At 65.1% G+C, this 18940-nt stretch carries 16 protein-coding genes and 1 pseudogene; 10 read left to right on the top strand and 7 right to left on the bottom strand.

The window, feature by feature from the left end; all coding sequences use genetic code 11:
• Positions 1-64: 64 nt before the first annotated feature.
• On the top strand, positions 65-1309 hold the full coding sequence (locus ACWD68_RS10440) for an APC family permease (RefSeq protein ID WP_451806050.1): 1245 nt from the start codon (positions 65-67) through the stop codon (positions 1307-1309).
• A gap of 4 nt (positions 1310-1313) precedes the next feature.
• Here ACWD68_RS10440 and ACWD68_RS10435 read toward each other — a convergent pair whose 3' ends face one another.
• On the bottom strand, positions 1314-1880 hold the full coding sequence (locus ACWD68_RS10435; protein WP_451806049.1) for an SMI1/KNR4 family protein: 567 nt from the start codon (positions 1878-1880) through the stop codon (positions 1314-1316).
• A 292-nt stretch (positions 1881-2172) separates the two neighbouring features.
• Entirely contained in the window at positions 2173-2520 is a 348-nt protein-coding gene (locus ACWD68_RS10430; RefSeq protein WP_451806147.1) for a YccF domain-containing protein, read from the bottom strand.
• Between the two features lie 57 nt (positions 2521-2577).
• Here ACWD68_RS10430 and ACWD68_RS10425 point away from each other — a divergent pair, with 57 nt between their 5' ends.
• A complete protein-coding gene (locus ACWD68_RS10425; RefSeq protein ID WP_451806048.1) occupies positions 2578-2976 on the top strand; it encodes a YccF domain-containing protein in 399 nt (132 codons plus the stop codon).
• 32 nt (positions 2977-3008) lie between these two features.
• Here ACWD68_RS10425 and ACWD68_RS10420 read toward each other — a convergent pair whose 3' ends face one another.
• Positions 3009-6233, bottom strand: a complete 3225-nt coding sequence (locus tag ACWD68_RS10420) for a tetratricopeptide repeat protein (protein WP_451806047.1) — start codon at positions 6231-6233, stop codon at positions 3009-3011.
• Between the two features lie 899 nt (positions 6234-7132).
• On the opposite strand from ACWD68_RS10420, the gene ACWD68_RS10415 reads away from it, so the two are divergent.
• Complete coding sequence (locus ACWD68_RS10415) at positions 7133-8047, top strand: aminoglycoside phosphotransferase family protein (protein WP_451806046.1); 915 nt, start codon at positions 7133-7135, stop codon at positions 8045-8047.
• Here ACWD68_RS10415 and ACWD68_RS10410 read toward each other — a convergent pair whose 3' ends face one another.
• Positions 8048-9421, bottom strand: a complete 1374-nt coding sequence (locus ACWD68_RS10410; RefSeq protein WP_451806045.1) for a sporulation protein — start codon at positions 9419-9421, stop codon at positions 8048-8050.
• Between the two features lie 207 nt (positions 9422-9628).
• Here ACWD68_RS10410 and ACWD68_RS10405 point away from each other — a divergent pair, with 207 nt between their 5' ends.
• Positions 9629-10168: an ATP-binding protein gene (locus ACWD68_RS10405; protein ID WP_451806044.1), complete on the top strand. Its 540-nt coding sequence runs from the start codon at positions 9629-9631 to the stop codon at positions 10166-10168.
• A 326-nt stretch (positions 10169-10494) separates the two neighbouring features.
• Complete coding sequence (locus tag ACWD68_RS10400) at positions 10495-10791, top strand: hypothetical protein (protein ID WP_451806043.1); 297 nt, start codon at positions 10495-10497, stop codon at positions 10789-10791.
• 428 nt (positions 10792-11219) lie between these two features.
• Here the strand turns inward: ACWD68_RS10400 and ACWD68_RS10395 are convergent, their stop codons facing one another.
• Positions 11220-11975, bottom strand: a complete 756-nt coding sequence (locus ACWD68_RS10395; protein ID WP_451806042.1) for a GntR family transcriptional regulator — start codon at positions 11973-11975, stop codon at positions 11220-11222.
• 161 nt (positions 11976-12136) lie between these two features.
• Here ACWD68_RS10395 and ACWD68_RS10390 point away from each other — a divergent pair, with 161 nt between their 5' ends.
• From ACWD68_RS10390 to ACWD68_RS10370, 5 genes are all read left to right on the top strand, one after another.
• Complete coding sequence (locus ACWD68_RS10390; protein WP_451806041.1) at positions 12137-12487, top strand: SCO3933 family regulatory protein; 351 nt, start codon at positions 12137-12139, stop codon at positions 12485-12487.
• Positions 12487-13788 (top strand): FtsK/SpoIIIE domain-containing protein, encoded by a 1302-nt coding sequence (locus tag ACWD68_RS10385; protein WP_451806040.1) that lies wholly within the window; start codon positions 12487-12489, stop codon positions 13786-13788. The genes ACWD68_RS10390 and ACWD68_RS10385 overlap by 1 nt, the downstream gene beginning before the upstream one ends.
• On the top strand, positions 13785-13982 hold the full coding sequence (locus tag ACWD68_RS10380) for a hypothetical protein (RefSeq protein WP_217574491.1): 198 nt from the start codon (positions 13785-13787) through the stop codon (positions 13980-13982). Before ACWD68_RS10385 ends, ACWD68_RS10380 begins: the two co-directional genes overlap by 4 nt.
• A 302-nt stretch (positions 13983-14284) precedes the next feature.
• On the top strand, positions 14285-15640 hold the full coding sequence (locus tag ACWD68_RS10375) for a replication initiator (protein WP_451806146.1): 1356 nt from the start codon (positions 14285-14287) through the stop codon (positions 15638-15640).
• A gap of 215 nt (positions 15641-15855) precedes the next feature.
• Positions 15856-17823 (top strand): recombinase family protein, encoded by a 1968-nt coding sequence (locus tag ACWD68_RS10370; RefSeq protein ID WP_451806039.1) that lies wholly within the window; start codon positions 15856-15858, stop codon positions 17821-17823.
• Here the strand turns inward: ACWD68_RS10370 and ACWD68_RS10365 are convergent.
• Positions 17801-17917: pseudogene (locus ACWD68_RS10365) on the bottom strand (YccF domain-containing protein); the annotation flags it as partial. The gene ACWD68_RS10370 and the pseudogene ACWD68_RS10365 sit on opposite strands and share 23 nt — an antisense overlap.
• Positions 17914-18777 carry a zinc metalloprotease HtpX gene (gene htpX, locus ACWD68_RS10360; protein WP_451806038.1) on the bottom strand — a complete coding sequence of 288 codons (864 nt, stop codon included), beginning with the start codon at positions 18775-18777 and terminating at the stop codon, positions 17914-17916. The gene htpX and the pseudogene ACWD68_RS10365, both read right to left, overlap by 4 nt.
• Between the last annotated feature and the right edge of the window lie 163 nt (positions 18778-18940).

Genomic DNA, 18940 nt, shown 5'->3' with positions numbered 1-18940 from the left:
CTGTGTTGATGAACAGGACATAGCCACGGCTCCCCCGGTTGCAGTGATCAGTAGGGTGCGGCCCATGACGTCGTCGAGTCCCGAGTTGCGCCGCACGCTAGGAGTCGGTGACGCCGTGGTCATCGGTCTCGGCTCGATGATCGGTGCCGGGATCTTCGCCGCGCTCGGCCCCGCTGCGCGGGCGGCCGGATCCGGACTGCTGCTCGGACTCGCGCTCGCCGCGGTCGTCGCCTACTGCAACGCGATGTCCTCGGCACGGCTGGCCGCCCTGTACCCCGCTTCCGGCGGCACGTACGTCTACGGGCGTGAGCGGCTGGGCGCCTTCTGGGGATATCTGGCGGGCTGGTCCTTCATCGTCGGCAAGACGGCCTCCTGCGCGGCGATGGCGCTCACCGTGGGCGCGTACGTCTGGCCGTCACACGCGCACGCGGTGGCGGTCACGGCCGTGGTCGCGCTGACCGCCGTGAACTACGGCGGCGTGCAGAAGTCGGCCTGGCTGACGCGGGTGATCGTGGCGGTGGTCCTGGCGGTCCTCGCTTCCGTGGTGGTCGGGTGTCTCGGTTCCGACGTCGCCGATGCCGGGCGGCTGGACATCGGACTGTCGTCCGGCGCGGGCGGGGTGCTTCAGGGCGCCGGTCTGCTGTTCTTCGCGTTCGCCGGGTACGCGCGCATCGCGACGCTCGGCGAGGAGGTACGCGATCCGGCGCGCACCATTCCGCGTGCGATCCCGCTGGCCCTGGGCATCGCGCTCGCGGTGTACGCGGCGGTCGCTGTCGCTGTCCTTTCGGTGCTCGGATCGACCGGGCTGGGGCTTGCCCCGGCGCCGCTGGCGGACGCTGTACGGGCAGCCGGGCTGCCGGGACTCGTGCCGGTGGTGCGGGTGGGGGCCGCCGTGGCCGCGCTCGGCTCTCTTCTCGCCCTGATCCTGGGTGTCTCGCGGACCACGCTGGCCATGGCCCGCGACCGTCATCTGCCGGGCGCGCTGGCCGCCGTGCATCCGCGCTTCCAGGTCCCGCACCGGGCGGAACCGGCCGTGGGCGTGGTGGTCGCCGCGCTGGCCGCGACCGTGGATGTGCGCGGCGCGATCGGCTTCTCCTCCTTCGGTGTGCTGGCGTACTACGCGATCGCCAACGCCTCCGCCTGGACGCTGAGTCCGGCCCCGGCGTCGCGGGTCGTGCCGGTGCTGGGACTCCTCGGGTGCGTGACGCTGGCCTGTGCCCTGCAGGGTGTTTCGGTGGTCGTCGGCACGGCCGTCCTGGCGGTGGGGGCGGCGGTGTACGGCGTACGGCTGTGGGCGGCTTCGCGCTAGCGGGTCACGAAGCCCGGGTCGCCGTCGTACGTATGCGGAAGTCGGGCCACGGGAGGAGGTCCGCGCCGTCGTGGAACTCCTCGTACCAGCCGGTTCCGTCGAGCCAGGCGCGCAGCCAGGTCGCGAGGTCGGGTGCGTCCACGTACCAGGCGTGGTCGGCCTCGTCGGCGTTCGGCTCGTAGAGCAGGACCGTGCCATCGGGGCTCAGGCAGTCCACGCACGCGTACATTCCGCAGCCCCAGTGGGATATCGGCAGGACACCCTCAGGCCATGGCCAGTCGGGGTCCTTGCGGCCACTCTCGCGGCTGGCGAGGTACTGCGGAACGACCGCCGGCTCGCCCGACGGCGGGCCGTCGAGCAAGGGCAACAGGCCGTATTCCGGACCGAATCCGCCGTCCCCTATCCGCAGGTAGAGCGAGGTGAGCAGGGCGGGCAGCGGGAAGCCGAGCACGGCCTCGGCGCGGGCGACCTCGGCCGTGCCCACGGGCTCGGGCAGCGAAGGCCAGCCCCACGGGCGGGTGTTGCGGGCCTGTGTGGCAACCCGTGCCAGCAACTGCTCGATTTCGGTCATGGGTTCATCATGCAGCGCGCCACTGACAATCGGGCAGCCTGTGGACAACCCTCACCGAGACGGACGTCGACGCCGTTTCGGCGAGGAAGGCGACGGGTTCCCCGAAGGTCGGCGGGCGATGGCCGGTGTGCGGGTGACGCCGAGGCAGGCGCGGGCGACGTGGCGGAGTACCGGACGATCGTGAAGGGGCGGCTGGGCGCCCCAGCGGACGCGGAGGCAGTCGTTCAGCGCGTCCGGGCCCCGGCCGAGGTAGCCGCCCGGGCCGTTGACCGCAGCGGCCCGCTCCCACCCGTCAGCGCGACGCGAACGGCTGGTCCGTAGGCACGATTTCGCGTCCCAGCGGGAACAGCGAGATCGGGATGAGTTTGAAGTTGGCGATGCCGAACGGGATGCCGATGATCGTGATGCACATGGCGATGCCCGTGACGATGTGGGCCAGGGCGAGCCACCAGCCTGCCAGGACCAGCCACAGGACGTTGCCGACGCAGGACGGCGCGCCCGCGTCGTGGCGCTCCACTGTCGTATAGCCGAAGGGCCACAGGGCGTAGATGCCGATGCGGAAGGCGGCGATCCCGAACGGGATTGTCCCGCAACCTTCCCGATCGCGCCACAAGTGCGTTGCGGTTCCGCCTGAAGTCATGACCAGCGGATACTTGTAGGAGAAGCGTGCTGGCGGACCCATCTGGAGGTACCGATCATGAAGCTCTTCCACCTGCTGCTGAACATCATCTGGCTCATCTTTTGCGGCATCTGGATGGCGATCGGCTACCTCATCGCCGCGATCATCTGCTTCATCCTGATCATCACCATCCCGTTCGGCGTCGCGTCGCTGCGTATCGCCGGCTTCGTCCTCTGGCCGTTCGGCCGCACCACCGTGGAGAAGCCGGATGCCGGTGCAGGTTCGTTCATCGGGAACGTGATCTGGGTCATTTTTGCTGGGTGGTGGCTGGCTCTGGCCCACCTTGTCACAAGCATCCCGTTGTTCCTGTCAATCATCGGGATCCCGTTCGGGTGGGCCAACTTGAAGCTGATTCCGATCTCCCTCATGCCACTGGGACGTGAAGTGGTTCCCACGGATGAAGCTTTTGGCCGCTAGTGGAGAGACTCAACCGCACGTACGGCTGCTTTTTAAGCGCGCCCGATATCGCGCAAGAGCAGACTGGAAAGTCCTTCGAGATGGCTGGCTCCGATTTCCCCAATGGTTGGCACTGCCGTCACCCATTTGCCTACTTGAAGCGCGCGCATCAGGTTACAACACGCCGCTGCCAGGTCGTTTCTTGCGAGACAAATCGAAACGCTAGCGAGCGCTTTCAAGTATGGATGGGCCAGCCTATCGGTAAGCCGATTGGCCATCTCCACATCGCCGCGGCGAGCCACTTCACGGATAACGAATAGCGCCAGTTCTGCCCGCTCCTCGGTGTCTCCCACGGACAGTGCGAACTGGAATGCAGAATCACCCTCTCCAATGCTTGCCAGAGTGCGAGCTATACATCGCCAGACTTCTTCTTTCGCATCTACGTGTGGCAGTCCTTGTATCAAGCCATCGGCTTCCATCGCCAATTCAACAGCTCTGCCTTCTTGCCCCATATGAAAAAAACTCTCAGACGCGCACGCTAGACCAAAGGCTTTGGATTCTGGCATCCCAGATGCGCGAACAGAAGCCAAGAGATCCTCGCCCAGGGCATCGGCATGCTCCAAATCTCCTGATTTGGCAACGACCTCAGCAATGGCTGCAAGGATACTCATCCGCCACTTTCCACTGTCGGACTCTCGGCAGAGGTCAAGCGTTTCTCGCAATAGAGTCAATGCGCGCTCCCGTTCTCCGCTAGACGCCATTGCCTCAGCAATAGAGATCTGAGCAGAAGCCCGAGTAGGAGCATGACCGAACTCGCGCGCCAAAAGGATGGCGCGGTCAAAATCACCTGCCTTAGCAAGGATGCTCGGAGCCTCATAAGGTGGCTCCGAATTATTCTCTGTCCCACCCCTGCCCAAAACCTCATCAAGTACCCCACGGGCACAGTCGAACTCACCAGCATCACATAGGGAATCAGCCACGAGGAACAACTGATGAGCCCGTGTCATCCAATCTATTTCTGCATGCGCGGTGGAGGTAGCCCGCTGCCCCATCTCCAATGCCCGACCACGATCGCCAGCCTTGAGAAGAGCTTCCGCGATTACACAGAGCGTTTCAGCATGCCGATTGGACCTGCCTCTCGGTGCAGGCATCGTATCTATCAACCGAATTGCCTGCTCGTACTCACCCGAGCGAGCCATAACACCTGCCACGTTGTCCGTAGCATAGCCTTTTTGCTTAGACCCCTCGATGAGATCAAGAATTTCGACAGCCCGCACGTAATTGCCAGCCATAGCAGCAGATACAGCTATGGTGTCGAGGCAGTAGTCTTTCATTTCATCACTTACGAGAGATTGCGCCTTTTCCACTGCTACATCGCAATTTCCAGCGACGGCTAGGGCTTCGCAGGCGACAACAAAAGCGAAGTCAATGGATCGCACCGAGTCGGCTATCGCCTCGGCTGACAGAATTGCTTGCTGAGCGACCTCCAGCGCACGCGTATTATTTCCGATCTTCACCCACAGATTTGCAGCTTCGGACAGCAGGTGACTACGCCTCGCGTGGCTAGACAGCTGAGAAATACATAGCATCGCCTTTTCGGCGCATCTAGTCGCTTCTGCATTCAGCTCGTTAGTGGCAAATTTACTAATACTCAGCAACAAGGTAGCGCGACTTGCGGAATCCTCTACAGCATCAGCCAAGTCAATCGCCCGAGAAACCTCGCCCCTGCGCGTCAGGCGTACGACCAGAGGCCTCAAAACGGTAACCTGGACGCTTGCAGTCGTATCGAGTGAAATGAGCGACAGAGCACGGTCGTATTCACCCATCTCTGACAGCGCTCCACTTAGCGATGACATCGTTTCATCGAGTACATCCGATGGGTCCAATTCGTCAAGTATCCCTGCAGCCTGATCGGCTAGCTGCAAGGAAAGTTCACGCCGTCCCATCAACGCAAGTTCTTCGGCAAGCTCCGCAAAGTCGTCAGCCCTCAATTCAGGCTCGATTACGCTGCGAGCGAGCATCACAGCTTCGCCTATCAGTTCATGCACATAGTCCGAATGTTCGGTGTCCTGAAGTCGCGCAGCCACATAAACGAGCGAGGCCGCCTTGTACGACGGATCTTCTAGTGCACGCGCATAATTAACAGCCCGACTTGCACGACCCAGCGAAATCCACAAAGAGAGAATGGATTTTGGCGTACCCCTCGTGCGCTCATGTAGCGCGTCGCGGCGCACCGCGAGAGCAATAGCGTCCCTTACCCGCACTTCCGAAGGTGGCGAAATCGAAAGAATTAGATCGAAAGCAGCCGAAATCTCGGAAAGTGCTTCCCAGTCCGTTCCAGAGGCATTCAGAAGGCGCTCATGGCGCTGGACGTCACAAGCCAATCTGGTCAGACGCTCGCTATCCGCCGTTTGGAGCAGTAGGCGACTGTAACCTCGTAGCAGATATTCAGGGGTACCTTCGGGCCAACCCTGCAATGCATATGATTCAGCCCATGTATGCAGTCGCTCTCGATGCACTTCTATCTCGTTCCGAGATAGAAGCTGAATCGCTGCCTGCTGAAGTTCCTCATGCGCAAGCAGATAAGTTTCCGACCAGGCTAGGGAATCGTTTTCATCTGGCCACTGCGGTCCACTCAGACGAAAAGACCGGCCAGCCACTGTCGCCAGGGTTATTTGCACCAGACGTGGAGGTACGTCTGCCAAGTTGCCTAGGTCATCCGCAGTCAAGCCCCCGCCGGCGACGGCCGTCAAACCGACCAGAAAGCGGCCCATTTCATCCGTCTCCAGCAGACGAAATAGATCACGCTCGGCATCGCGACGGGACGCTTCAGCATACGGGGAGACTTTTAGTTCATGCGAAATTTCGGGATCTCGAAGGGGGTGATCATCAGAGACGTCGTCAGGTATCGGCGGGTGCGGACGCCCTGAAACAATAATACGGGATCCATTTGGCGGAATGGCTGGCAGGAGTCCTGCGATGCTATAGCTATCTGGACCAGCAACAACACCGCGATCTTCATCAAGGCCATCGACGAGGAGAACAAGCCTGCGTCCCCGCGCTCGGCAAGCGCCGGCTGCCCGCTCAAACGCCTCGAGGAACTGCTCGTCACGTGTGTGATCAGTGACTGGCGGAACCTCTTCACCAAGGATCGCGCAGAGTTGCCGTTGTACAACCTCGCAGAATGCTGTGCGGTCGTCCTGCCCAGCAAGGCGTCCGGTAATGAAAAAGGAAGCCAGTTCAACATCATCAGGCCCATTAAGGGCAAAACTCGCCATAAGAGCGGTCTTGCCGGCCCAAGCAGGAGCGTGCCATCGCCAATACGTACGAGCGGTATCCGAAACTGTGCAAAATTCAGCCATTGCCGCCAATTCGGACTCCCGCCCTTCGAATCGCGCCGCACCGAGGCGTCTGATTTGATGGTGATATCCAGACGTGGCCGGGCGATTAGAAGTAACAGAGACGCCGCCATAGATGACGCCTGTATTGGCAAACGAACCCGCTCCAGTGGCACTGGCAGCCGCTGTGTGCCTGGCGTACAATCCCTTGGGCTCTTTCCTGAGCAACTAGACCCCTGCCTCGCTCTCCTGAGATTAATGGGTCGTTCGTCATTGGAAACGGATACCTGAGTTGGCTTCCCCGCTATCTGCTTCTGCATCTCCCGTGTTCTCGACTGTGACCGACACTGAGGTTGATGCAGATCGAGCACCAAAGAATCCGGTATTGGCCTTTCCGTTGGCTACCGTAGACGCTTTTCCCGTCGATGACACTCGTATTCCCAAGCGAGGGTTTGGCGTCAGGGAAAACCAGATTGTGACCGCCACTCCAATCACGCTTAAGAGGGCAGAAGTGACACCCGCGATTTCGTTTGCGTGACTCCAACTCATGAGCGAGAAAGAGCCAGCCATTAATCCGACAGCCAGTCCCGTGAAGATTACGATCTTCCGCTGTCCAGAACTCATGGGCCTTCCCCCGTTTCAGAGCGAATCGCGCCGCATAGTGGCCCGAGTCATCAGTATCCCGCGGTGTTGCCGGTTCGAGGCCCTGATTCCAGAAGAGAGCTCTGGAACCCTTCGTGCGATCCTGGGTACGGTCACCCCTGTGTCCTGCGCGTACGGGGTTGGTCACCCCCGGACGCGCCGGTTGATCGCGCGCAACTAGGGGAGCTGGTGCGGGCATGGCGGTTGACGCTGCTCGATCTGAAGAGGGGTTCACCTCGGCCGGGGCAACGCGAGTGGCGGTTGCCGCCTGCCAGGCTGCCGGGCTCGACCATAGAGGCGCGGAGTTGATCCGTCTCGGAGAAAACGCGTTGTTCCGGCTGGCGTCTGTGCCGGTGATCGTGCGGGTGGCTCGCGGGGAGGAGTGGCTGCCGAAGTCGCGCAACGAGGTGGCTGTGGCGCGGTGGCTGGCGGCGGAAGGGTTTCCCGCTGCGCGGGTCGTTGAGGATCTGGAGCAGCCGCTCGTGGTCGGCGGGCACCCTGTGACGTTCTGGCATCTAATCGAGGCCGGAGACCGCAAGGCAACGTATGGGGAGTTGGGTGCGATCCTGAAGGATCTACATTCCTTGACGCTGCCCGCTGACTTGGAGCTGCCTTCGTTCGACCCCTTTGACAAGCAGGAGCTGCGGCTCGATCGGGCCGCGATTCCCAAGGATGACCGAGTCTTCCTGCGGAAGCGGTGGCGGGAGCTGCGGGACAAGTTCGAAGAGCTGCGGTTCGAGACGCCCAAGGGACCGGTGCACGGTGACGCTCACGTGCAGAACCTCATGGTGGACGATCAAGGACACGTGATCCTGATCGACTTCGAGGCCTTCTGCTTCGATCATCCCGAGTGGGATCTGATGGTAACCGCCGTCGAGCACCACAGTCTTGGGTGGCAGACCGACGATCAGTACGCCAACTTCGTTAGGGCCTACGGGCGGGATCTGTACGAGTGGCACGGGTACGAGACGCTGCGCGGGTTGCAGGAGTTCGGCATGACGACGTGGCTGATGCAGAACGTGCAGGAAGACGAGCGGACGGCGGCCGAGTACGGCCGTCGCATTGCTGGGCTGCGCAATGACGAAGGGCCTCGGGATTGGCGTCCCTGGTAGCTACTCGTCGTCGTCCAAGCGGGCGAGGGCGTCGTGCACCTGGTCATTGAAGGCGGCCACGACTGGGTTTGCGGCGTGGATGCTGACTTCGGTTTGGAAGTCGGTCACGTAGCGCTGGAAGCGGGATGACTGGAGGGTGTCCCCGCCGTCCACGGCCAGACTGGCTGTCGTGACGGCGGCTTCCAGTTCGCCGTTCAGCAGGTGGCTTTGGGCGAGCACCATGCGGCAGAACCCCAGGGTGCGGGCGTACTTCGGGTCGGTTTGATCGACCGCGCGTTGCGCTGCCTCGACGGATTCGCGGCGCATCTTCAGGTCGCGGAAGCAGTGGCAGAGTTCGCCCATGAGTTCCGCGGAGTCGAAGTAGTCGAGCCATGCGGGGTCGTCGGCGGTGTCGGCGTGCTCGAAGTGGCGTTCCGCTTCGTTCATCGCCCGGCCGGCGCCGATGCGGTCTCCTCCGTTGGCCAGGGCGCGGGCTTCCATGGCGGAGTAGTTCGCCATGGCTCGCGGAGTGGCCCGGCCCTTGGCGCCTTCGACGGCGGCGCGCGCGAGTTGGATGGCTTGGGCGTGGTTGCCCAGGTAGTTGGCCTGGTGGCTGAGGTTGCCGAGGATGCGGGCGCCAAACATGCGGTCGCCGATGACTTGTGATAGGCGCAGTGTGGATGTCAGGTAGCGGTGGGCGAGTCGCTGGTTTCCGCTGTCGTACGCGGTCCACGCGAGTAGCTGCGACACTTCGGCAGCGGCGCCGAATAACGCGGTGCCGACCTTCTGGCTGTAGCTGGCCTCCAGGAGCGGAAGCACTTCCTGGCGGAAGTAGTGGCGTAGCGCCCGGTGGCCGTGGCCTCCGCCGTACTTGAAGTCGAGCTGCATGAACATGCTGGCCGCGTCTCGGATGGCGCGCACGTCGCGCATGCCGATGCGTTGGTGAGCGGGTCTGTCGGCCTCGATGCTGTCGGGGCGCGCAATCATCCATGACAGAACCGCTGAGTTGAGATCGGTGTCCGCGATCGTCAGATGGTCGGGAGTAGCGGCTTCAACCCGTTCGTCGGCAAGTCCGTCGAGCATGGACAGCACGTCGGACACGGTGTCCGGGTATCCGATCGGCTGCGGTGACGATTGCGGGAGGTGGCGGAAGAAGCCGAGGTTGGCGGGTGTGATGCGGCGGTTCAGTTTGGAACTGAGAACGTCCGCCATGATTGCCGCCGTCTGGGGCTGGATGCCCGCTCCGTCTCGCCAACGCTGCACGGCGACGTGCGTCGTCCCGAGACTCGTTCCGTGCCGGGCTGCGGCATCCTGCATCCGCTTGGCGAGTCCCTTGTTGGAGACGTTCGCTTCGGTCATGACCGCGATCAACTGTGCGTTTGGCTCTCGGCTCATGCTCCCCTGCCAACCCGAGAATGACAGCGAGTATTCATCGTGGCACAGGGCTCTGACATTGGGGGGTTCATCGGTGAACCCCCTTTGCATTTGCCGGTGTTCACGTGAACCCCCGGGTGAACGCTCCCGGTTCCGCGGGCCGCGCCGTTCACTGTTCTGCACGGAGCGACGGGCTACAGGGTCCGTCGGCAGGTGGCAGGGGACGCAATGGATGCTCGGCAGAGCAAACGGAGAGCGAACACCCCGCGTGCGGTCCCGCTGCGTGACGCGGCGCAGGATCCCTCAGCGGGTCACTTCCGGGCACTGACGCTCTTCGACGAGACCGCCGGCACCGCTTACGCCGCCCGCAACATGGTCGCTGCCTGCCTCCAGGACTGGGGGCTCGACCACATGGTCGACGACGCCCGACTCGTCGTCTCCGAGCTGGTCGGCAACGTCGTGCACCACGCGGTGCCGGACGACTGCCTGACACAACCTGGTGCCGCGCGGCGAATCGACGTGCTGGTGAAGACGTGGCCCGGGTGGCTGTTCATCGGCGTCGCCGACGAGGACTCCACCCCGCCCGATCTCCCGGCCCGCGAATTCGTCTCACCCGAGCTAGCGGGTGACTTCTCCGAAGCCTTGCTGCCAGACCAGGGGCGGGGACTACTGATCATTCAGCGACTGGCCGACGCGGTGTGGTGGTCGCCAAACGGCCCAGGAGGCAAGACCGTGTGGTGCCGCTTCGACCTCGACAGCGCTACGTAGAGATCTCCGGGCCGCACGCCTGCCCACTCCCACGCGATCGGGAGTAGGCGGCGGTCCGGACGCCGGCCGGAGCCTGACCCGCTTCGGCCGTACGGGGCGCGGCTCCTCGGGCCATCCCAGGAGCTCCCCTCCTGAGCTGAGGGGCCGCGCTTCACAACCTCATACCGAGACCGGACCACCCCCGCGCCGGGAAGCAACCGGGGTGGTCCGGGAGGGGACGCAGCGGTCCCCGGTGCCTGATGGTACCGGGGCCGCTGCGCTGCGCATCTGCCCTGAAGAAAAGAGAGTTGACGATCCGTTACTAGATCAGGGCAGAGGTGGGCAAGGTGACTGGCTCGGGTGAGGACCGGCTGAGTGACGGCCTCGACTTCGAGGGTGCGGCCTGCGGGATGTGGGTGCCTGGCGTTGACTACATCGCGGGTTGGCGTGAGGCGCGGGGTGCTGCGGACCGGCTCAACCGGGCACTGCTCGGTGCGGGGTTCGAACTGTCCCAGGTGCGGGCCGTTGCCTCGACGAACGAGAGCGGGCGGGGAGTAGTGCGGGTGGCGGGCCGGCTCGATGCGGTGGACCGGCTCTCCAGGCTCTTGGAGGGCATCTCGGGCGGCGACGGTGGCGCGGCGTGAGGCGTCTTGCTTGTGAGTGGCGCGCGTGGGCACGTCGTCGGTCACTGAGACTTTGGACGGTAGCTGCCATGGGGCGAGTGAACAGGGGGCCTTACGCTCGCCAGCGGATCGGGCAGTCCTTGGAGCTGCCCGCAACAGCCCGATCGGCCCCCTGTTCTTCGAGGCTCGCCCCATGGGAGCTGTCTAAAGTCTCGGTGGCCGGCGACCCCCAGCCCCGCGGACCCCGGCCCGCAACGGTGGGTCGATGCCTCGACTCCTTGGGCGTGCCGTGGTGCGGGCAGTCGGGCGACCGGACGGGACCGGCGGCCACGCCGCACGCCCGGCCGGGGCGGCCGGGCTGCCCGGCGCGCCGCAGGCGCGCCCTTGAGGAAGTGAAGACGCATTCGACCGATCGCCACCGGCTCCCGGCTGCGGACACGCCGCGCGGGCTAATTGTCGGCGTCGATCCGGTAGGTGAGTTCGGCGCGGGCCGCTCCGATGCGGAGTTCTTCGAGGATCAGGGCCTGGTCGTCGGTGCCGCAGGTGACGCGGGAGACGTGCAGGACCGGGGTCGCGTCGAGCAGGCGCAGAGTAGTGCGCTCGTCGGGCAGCGGCATGCGGGCCCGTACCGACTCCGACCACCACAGCTCGTTCCCGGCCGCCGTCAGCATGGCGTAGATCGCGGCGGGGGCGGCGTCCGGCGTCTTGCCGAGAGCGGGTACGGCTTCGGCGGTGGCGAAAGGGATCAGTGTCCGGTGCATCGCTCGGGCTCCGGTGTCCGGGTCGACGAGCAGCTGGTCACAGCCGAACAGGGCCTCTTCCGTCTGGAGTCCCAGCAGATGGGCCGTGGCTTGGGTGGTGTGGGTGCGGTAGGTGTGCGGTTCCTCGGCCTGCTGCCACGTGGCTACGCCGTACAGCCTGAAATGCCCGGCTGGCGTCTTGCCGATATGACGGGAGATCGGGAGGGCGGGGCCGCTTGTGGAGCGTACGAAGCTGCCCTTGCCGTGCTGGACGTCGACGAGCCCTTCCGCGCGCAGAGCGGCGACCGCGTTGCGGACAGTCGGACGCGAGACCTTGTAGCGCTCCATGAGCTGCGCTTCCGAGGGGAGCGAGGAGCCGGGTTCGTACTCGCCGGTGAGGATCGCTTCGCGGATCGCGGCGGCGACCTGCTGGTAGAGGGCTCCGGGGCGCTGGATCTCTGTCATCTCGGCATCTCCGGGTGAGGTCGTAGACAGTCGCACGCGCGACATCACTCGTCAGCATAAGTAGTTGACCCCTCGCCGTACAGAGCCGCATAGTCATAACTCGTAAGGACAAGTGACGTCTGAATATGTCAGGCGTTCCGACTGGCCAGGGAGGCCACGCAATGCAGTCCATTCCCGTGGACACGGCACGACTGGGCGTACTGCGGTGCGCCATCACACCCGAAGCGAAGATCAGCAACTTCGAGACACAGGAGGTCAAGAAGGACCGCGACGGCAACACCGTCTACACCGTCGCCGTGATGGTCCGACAGGACGGACGGCGTATCTCCGTCATCGAGATAGCGGTCGCCGGTGAGCCGAAGGGCATCGAGGAAGGACAGATCCTCAAGGTCACCGGACTGACCGCGTTCGCCTGGGCCATGGGTGACCGGCACGGCATCAGCTTCCGCGCCGACGCCATCACCCCCGTCCACGCCACCCCCGCACCGAACAAGACGGGCGGCGGTGCGTGATGGGACCGATCGCACTCGCCTTCGGGCTCGCCGCACTCGCGTGGGTGCTCGTCGTCGGTGACCTGCTGCGCCGGCACCGTCCGGCCTGGCACTGGTACCTCGCCGGATACCCGGCCACCGCGCTCCGGGTGGTGTTCACCTGGCGCAAGGTCGCCCTGCTCAACGACCTCACCGTCACACGCCGTCCGCCCCGCGGGTTGCTCGGGGACCTAATCGTCAAGGGCGATCCGCTGCGTCCGATCGTCCCGCGGCTCTCGTTCCCGCGGGCCAACCGCATGGGGCTGACGGCGACAGTGCGCCTACACCCGGGCCAGACCCCGGCGACGTACATGAAGGCGGCCGAAGCGCTCGTGCACGCGTGGAAGGTCCACGCAGTACGCGTCACCTCGCCGGAACGCGGCCTCGTGCTGCTGACCGCGACGGCGAGCGATCCGCTGGCCCGGCCCGGCTTAGCCTCGGCGCCCGCCGTACTCCTGTCCGCCCTGATCGGCGTACTGGAAAGCGGCGGCGCCTGGGTCATGGATCTGCGACTCGTCCCGCACTGGCTTATCGCCGGCGCCACCCGCTCCGGCAAGTCCACCCTGTTGGCCCGGCTGATCACCCAACTCGCCCCGCAACCCGTCGCCCTGGTCGGCATCGACTGCAAGGGCGGTATGGAACTCGGCCTCTTCGCCGAACGGCTCAGCGCGCTGACGACATGCCGTCGTGAGGCAGTCGCCGTGCTCACGGCGCTCGTCGTCGACATGCAGGACCGCATGAGCGTCTGCCGTGCGGCGGGGGTCCGCTCCATCTGGGAGCTCCCGGAGAAGCTGCGCCCCATACCCGTGGTTGTGATCGTCGACGAGATCGCGGAGCTCTACCTCTCCGACGGCCGGCGCGAGAGCAGGGCGGAAGCCGAACAGTGCTCCACGCTCCTGCTGCGCCTGGCCCAGCTCGGTGCCGCGCTCGGTATGCACCTGGTCGTCGCCGGCCAACGCGTCGGCTCCGACCTCGGCCCCGGAGTCACCGCCCTGCGGGCCCAGCTCGGCGGCCGGATCTGCCACCGCGTGAATGACCCCGGCACGGCAGAGATGACGTTGGGCGACCTCAACAAGGACGCCGTCACCGTCGCCCAGTCGATCACCCCGGACGAGCAGGGCGTCGCCGTCTGCACCGGCCCTGACGGCGGCTGGAGCCGGGCCCGCTCCCACCTCACCTCGACCGAAGAAGCCGCGGCCACGGCCCGCAAGCACGCGGCCCTGACCCCCGAACTGCCCGCCATCGTCCGTGCCCTTGCAGCGCTCGAAGGAGACGACAAGTGATCAGCACAGGTACCGCCGTGTCCCTCGTGGTGGTCTTCGGGATCATCACCTTCCTCCTCGTCCGCTCCCGCGACGTCCGCGCCTGGGAAGCCGTCTGCATCGCGCTCTTCGGCATGTACCTCGGCCAGACCCCCGTCAGCCTCACCATCAACGGCCTCCTGACCTGGGTCCTGAGCGGCTTCTCCCACTTCTAGACCGGCAGAAAGGACCAACGCAATGCCCATGCCCCGCGTGAGATGCCCCGTCTGCAAGGGCGACGGAGCCCGCAGAACCTGGACCGGACGCCTGCACCGCTGCCGCGTCTGCCGCGGCACCGGAACCATCCGCTGACCCCGCACACCTACCGCCCGACCACGTGAGGAGCGACCCCCATGGACGACACCGCGCCACCAACCACCACCCGTGCCGCCTCGGCGGCCCACCCCGGAAGGTCACCACCATCACCCCGGACTTCACCCCGGCTGGCAGGCGCGCCGCCCTCGACCGCGCGGCGCGCCTGCGTCAGCTCCCCGAAACAGACCGAGACGCCATACGCATCGCCCAAGATCCTCAATTTGCCCGCTGGATCGTACAGATCACTGCAAGCGGCGGCTGCGCCCACCCGATTCAGCTATCCGGCTCGACGACCACCCTGGACGCGACAACCGGTGAGATCGTCCACCGCTACGACACCCGCGGCGAACCTGGCGAACGGCTCCTCGTCCGCTGCCGCAACCGACGCGCAACCGTCTGTCCGCCCTGCTCCCGGCTCCACGCGGGCGACACGTTCCACCTCGTCCGTGCGGGTCTGCTCGGCGGCAAGAACGTCCCCGCCTCAGTCCGAGATCGACCCCGGCTGTTCGTCACCCTGACCGCCCCCTCCTTCGGGCCCGTGCACCGAGCCGGGGAGCTCTGCCGACCACGCCGCGGCATTGGTGAATGCGAGCACGGTCGCCGACTCGGCTGCGCGGCCCTCCATGAGGCGACGGACCCTCTCGTGGGCCAACCTCTCTGCGCCGACTGTTACGACTACGCCGGACATGTGCTCTGGCACGCCCACGCGGGCCCGCTCTGGGACCGCTTCGTCATCGGCGTCCGACGCCAACTCGCCACCTCGGTCGGCATCGCGCAGTCCCGCTTCCCCAAGCACGCCCGGCTGTCGTTTGCCCGCGTCGCGGAGTACCAGAAACGCGGCGCCGTACACGTCCACGCGGTCGTCCGCCTCGACGGCCCGGCCGGACCCGACGACGAACCCCCGGCCTGGGGAACCACCGACCGACTCGCCGACTCCGTGCGCGCCTCCGCCGGCCGAGTCGTGGTCCGCACACCGCACAGCCCTGCCGTCGGCGAACTCACCCTCCGCTGGGGCGCACAACTCGACGCCCGACCGCTGCGCATCAATGCCGGCGGCCCGGACGACGATGCCGTAGCCGCGTACGTCGCCAAGTACGTCACCAAGGGAGCGGGCGAGACAGGCGCCGGCACCGACTACCGGCTCACGAACCGGGAAGACATCGACGCCGCCCGCGTCTCCGATCACGTGCGGGCACTCATGCGCACGTGCTGGCGCCTCGGCGGGCTCCCGGAGTTCACGCCCCTGCATCTGCGGGCCTGGGCTCACACGCTCGGCTACCGGGGTCACATTCTCACCAAGTCACGTGCCTACTCGACGACATACGCTGCACTGCGCGCCGACCGCGCCGAACATCGCGGCCACGAAACCGTGCCAGGCACGATCACAGATGCTCATTGGCGCTACGTCGGCTCCGGCCACACCCCTGGCGCGGCGCTCATCGCCGCGGGCATCGCCGAAGACCTGGCTTCGAACCGTGAATTCGCGCGGCAGTTAGCGACGAATCCGGAGGTGATCTAGTGCCCGGCTCCAGCGTCATTTGGATCCCCGACAAGACGCTGTCTCCGGCCGAGCGGGCGCTATTGCTCCGGATTCTGTTCGGGCCTCATGCTCACCGCAGAATGGTTAGGAAAACCGACACAACGTCACATTGTCGCGATACGCTGGGAGTTGACACAGATGCCCCGGCAGCGGCTGCAACCGCCCCGGGGCTGGCCGACTAATTGGGAGTCGACATGTCCAGTGTAAGCACACCCCTGTCTTCAGCCATCGAGACCGTTGCTCGATCAACCGGCACACAGTCGCTGCGCGCCGTCGACTATCTACGGGTCTCCACCGAGGAACAGAAGAAGGGCTACGGCGTCGCCAGGCAGAGCCGGAAGACCCTCCGCCACATCGCGTTCAAGCAGTGGACGCACATCGCGACGTACAGGGATGAGGGAGTCTCCGGCTCCTTGGAAGCGGCTCACCGCGGTGATCTGAAGCGTCTGATGGAGGATGCACAGCAGATCCCACGCCCCTTCGACATCGTGGTCGTGCCCGACGGCCGTGTGATCGGCCGCAAGGGCCGTGCCTTCTGGCGCTGGGTCTGGGCCCTCGAAGACATCGGGGTGTACGTCGCCGTCGTCGCCGACGACTACGACAACACCACGATGGAGGGGCGCAAGAAGATGCGCCGTGACGCCGATTACGCCGAGACCGAGTGGGAGACGATCCGAGATCGTACGCAGGGCGGCTTGCAGGAGAAAGCAGAACTGACGCCGGCCGCGCACATCGGCGGGCGGCCTCCCTACGGCTACCGCATCGCCAACAAGGGGACCCCCGGCTCCTACCTGGTGGTCGACGAGGACGAGGCAAGGGTCATCCGGCGCGTTTACGACCTGGTCGTCGGCGAAGGACTCAACCTCCGCAAGGCCACTATCCGTCTGATCGCCGAAGGGTCCACAGCGCGCTCCGGCAAGACCTGGACACGCGACAATCTCCGGGATCGCATCATGTCGACGCCCGTACTCGACGGCGTACTCATCTTCCGTGGAAAGCACGCCAAGAATGACGAGAATGGCGACCCCCTCTGGGGCGACTCTGTGCAGATTGAACTGCCTCGGATCCTGACCGAGGAACAGAGTTCAGAGCTGCGACGCAAGGTCGCCGAAACGGCGAAGCACAGCAGCGGGCAACGATGGCTCTATCCGCTGAGCGGCCGAACTGTGAGCCTTTGCGGGAAGACGTACGCAGGGATCAGCTTCACACCGACGCGGGAAGGCGCCCGGTTCTACCGATGCTCTGGCAACGCGCCCAAGGACCTTGGTCAGAAGTCCTGTGGCTGCTCACGCATCGATGCCAACGCGCTTGAAAAGCACGTCTGGAAGCGTGTCACCGAGATCGCGAGCGACAGTGAGAAGCTCCAAGAGCTGGCCGCCGAATGGATCGGGATAGCGGCAGGGGACACGGTTGCCCTGGTCGACCGGATCGCGGACCTCGACCAGCAGATCGAGGGCATGAACGCTTCGATCACTGCCGTCATCGTCGCATCGGCCAAGCAAAGCAAGTCGGCGGACGCTATCGAGGCGGCTACAGCGGTCCTCGGTGATGAACTCCAACAACTTCAGAGCCTGCGTGACGAGGCTGCCGAATGGCTGACGGAGATGGAGGAGACCGACCGGCGCACCCGTGATCTCATCGCGCTGGCGAGCATGGCGAAGAAGTCGTTCCCGGGCATGGCCCCGGAGCAGCAAGCGGCCATCTTGGCCATGCTGGAACTGAAGGTCACGATCACGGGCCCGGTGCCCGACGATCGGCGCGGCGGTGTTCCTTGCACTGTGCGGGCCTGGTACACCGCTGCTGGCCTCGGTATCCCCGCTACCGGGCTCTCCGACGAGGAGTGGGCAAAGATCGCTCCCCTGCTCCCGAAGGGGCGCCGGGGGACCGTCCGCCGATCCGTGGACGCCATCTTCTACAAGGCTCGCACTGGTAAGTCCTGGCCCAACGTGATCAAGGAAACCGGTGCGACCATCCAGGCTTCAAAACACTTCAACACCTGGGCCTCCGACGGCACCTGGGGTCGCGTAAACGCCACCTTGGCGGACAGAGAACAGGTTCCCCTACCGGAGCTTCAGCTCCTGCCCTCGATGGTCATCGAAGGACGGGTCGACCCGAGCGCGATGCTGAACCCAGAAGGACGATCCCGAACGGGATGCCGATGATGGTGATGCACAGGATGACGCCTGCGAGCAGGTATCCGAGGAACAGCCAGAAGCCGCTCAGGATGAGCCAAATGACGTTCAGAATTGTCTTCACTGGTGACGACCTGCCATCTGCTCGAGCCGGGCGATACGCTCCGCCATCGGCGGATGCGTGGAGAACATCTTCGACATTCCCTGTCCCGGGCGGAAGGGGTTCGCGATCATCATGTGGCTCGCGGTCTCGATGCGCGGCTCGGGAGGCAGCGGCAGCTGCTTGGTGCCGGCGTCGAGCTTGCGCAGCGCGCTCGCGAGGGCGAGGGGGTCGCCGGTGAGCTGGGCACCGGACGCGTCCGCCTCGTACTCCCTGGAGCGGCTGATCGCGAGCTGGATGAGGGAAGCGGCGAGCGGGCCCAGAATCATGACCAGGAGCATCCCGAGAATGCCGGGACCGTCGTCGTCATTGGAGCGGCCGATCGGGATCAGCCAGGCGAAGTTGACCAGGAACATGATCACTGAGGCCAGGGCTCCGGCCACGGACGAGATCAGGATGTCGCGGTTGTAGACGTGACTGAGCTCGTGACCGATGACGCCGCGCAACTCGCGCTCGTCCAGGATGCGCAGGATCCCCTCGGTGCAGCACACGGCCGCGTTGCGCGGGTTGCGGCCCGTCGCGAACGCGTTCGGCGCCTCCGTGGGTGAGATGTACAGGCGCGGCATGGGCTGGCGCGCCTGGGTGGAGAGATCGCGGACCATGCGGTACAGGGCCGGGGCCTCGAACTCACTCACCGGGCGGGCTCGCATCGCGCGTAGAGCCAGTTTGTCGCTGTTCCAGTACGCGTACGCGTTCGTCCCGATCGCGACGAACAGCGCGACGATCAGACCGGTGCGACCGAAGAAGCTGCCGATGGCGATGATGAGTGCGGACAGCCCCCCGAGAAGTACGGCTGTCCTGAGCCCGTTGTGCCGGCGGTGCACGGTACGCCCTCCAAGTGGTGCGGCAGGGGAACCCTTTGCTTGCTGATGCTCTGCTTCCACTCTTCAGTGGACCCTCCCGTACTGGTCAACGCCAGACGGAGAGCACTAGTTCCCTTGTGCGCACGGCCTGGCGCGTGGGCCGTCCGGGTGAATCGAACGGTGA

It is taken from the genome of Streptomyces sp. NPDC005141 (assembly GCF_053599975.1).
Note: the sequence above shows the minus strand (reverse complement) of the source record. Positions and strands in the feature narration are given on the sequence as shown.

Excerpts from the sequence above, each read along its gene's own strand:
- ACWD68_RS10440 (WP_451806050.1), top strand. The coding sequence starts at position 65 with ATGACGTCGTCGAGTCCCGAGTTGCGCCGCACGCTAGGAGTCGGTGAC.
- ACWD68_RS10435 (WP_451806049.1), bottom strand. The coding sequence starts at position 1,880 with ATGACCGAAATCGAGCAGTTGCTGGCACGGGTTGCCACACAGGCCCGC.
- ACWD68_RS10430 (WP_451806147.1), bottom strand. The coding sequence starts at position 2,520 with ATGACTTCAGGCGGAACCGCAACGCACTTGTGGCGCGATCGGGAAGGT.
- ACWD68_RS10425 (WP_451806048.1), top strand. The coding sequence starts at position 2,578 with ATGAAGCTCTTCCACCTGCTGCTGAACATCATCTGGCTCATCTTTTGC.
- ACWD68_RS10420 (WP_451806047.1), bottom strand. The coding sequence starts at position 6,233 with ATGGCGAGTTTTGCCCTTAATGGGCCTGATGATGTTGAACTGGCTTCC.
- ACWD68_RS10415 (WP_451806046.1), top strand. The coding sequence starts at position 7,133 with ATGGCGGTTGACGCTGCTCGATCTGAAGAGGGGTTCACCTCGGCCGGG.
- ACWD68_RS10410 (WP_451806045.1), bottom strand. The coding sequence starts at position 9,421 with ATGAGCCGAGAGCCAAACGCACAGTTGATCGCGGTCATGACCGAAGCG.
- ACWD68_RS10405 (WP_451806044.1), top strand. The coding sequence starts at position 9,629 with ATGGATGCTCGGCAGAGCAAACGGAGAGCGAACACCCCGCGTGCGGTC.
- ACWD68_RS10395 (WP_451806042.1), bottom strand. The coding sequence starts at position 11,975 with ATGACAGAGATCCAGCGCCCCGGAGCCCTCTACCAGCAGGTCGCCGCC.
- ACWD68_RS10390 (WP_451806041.1), top strand. The coding sequence starts at position 12,137 with ATGCAGTCCATTCCCGTGGACACGGCACGACTGGGCGTACTGCGGTGC.
- ACWD68_RS10385 (WP_451806040.1), top strand. The coding sequence starts at position 12,487 with ATGGGACCGATCGCACTCGCCTTCGGGCTCGCCGCACTCGCGTGGGTG.
- ACWD68_RS10370 (WP_451806039.1), top strand. The coding sequence starts at position 15,856 with ATGTCCAGTGTAAGCACACCCCTGTCTTCAGCCATCGAGACCGTTGCT.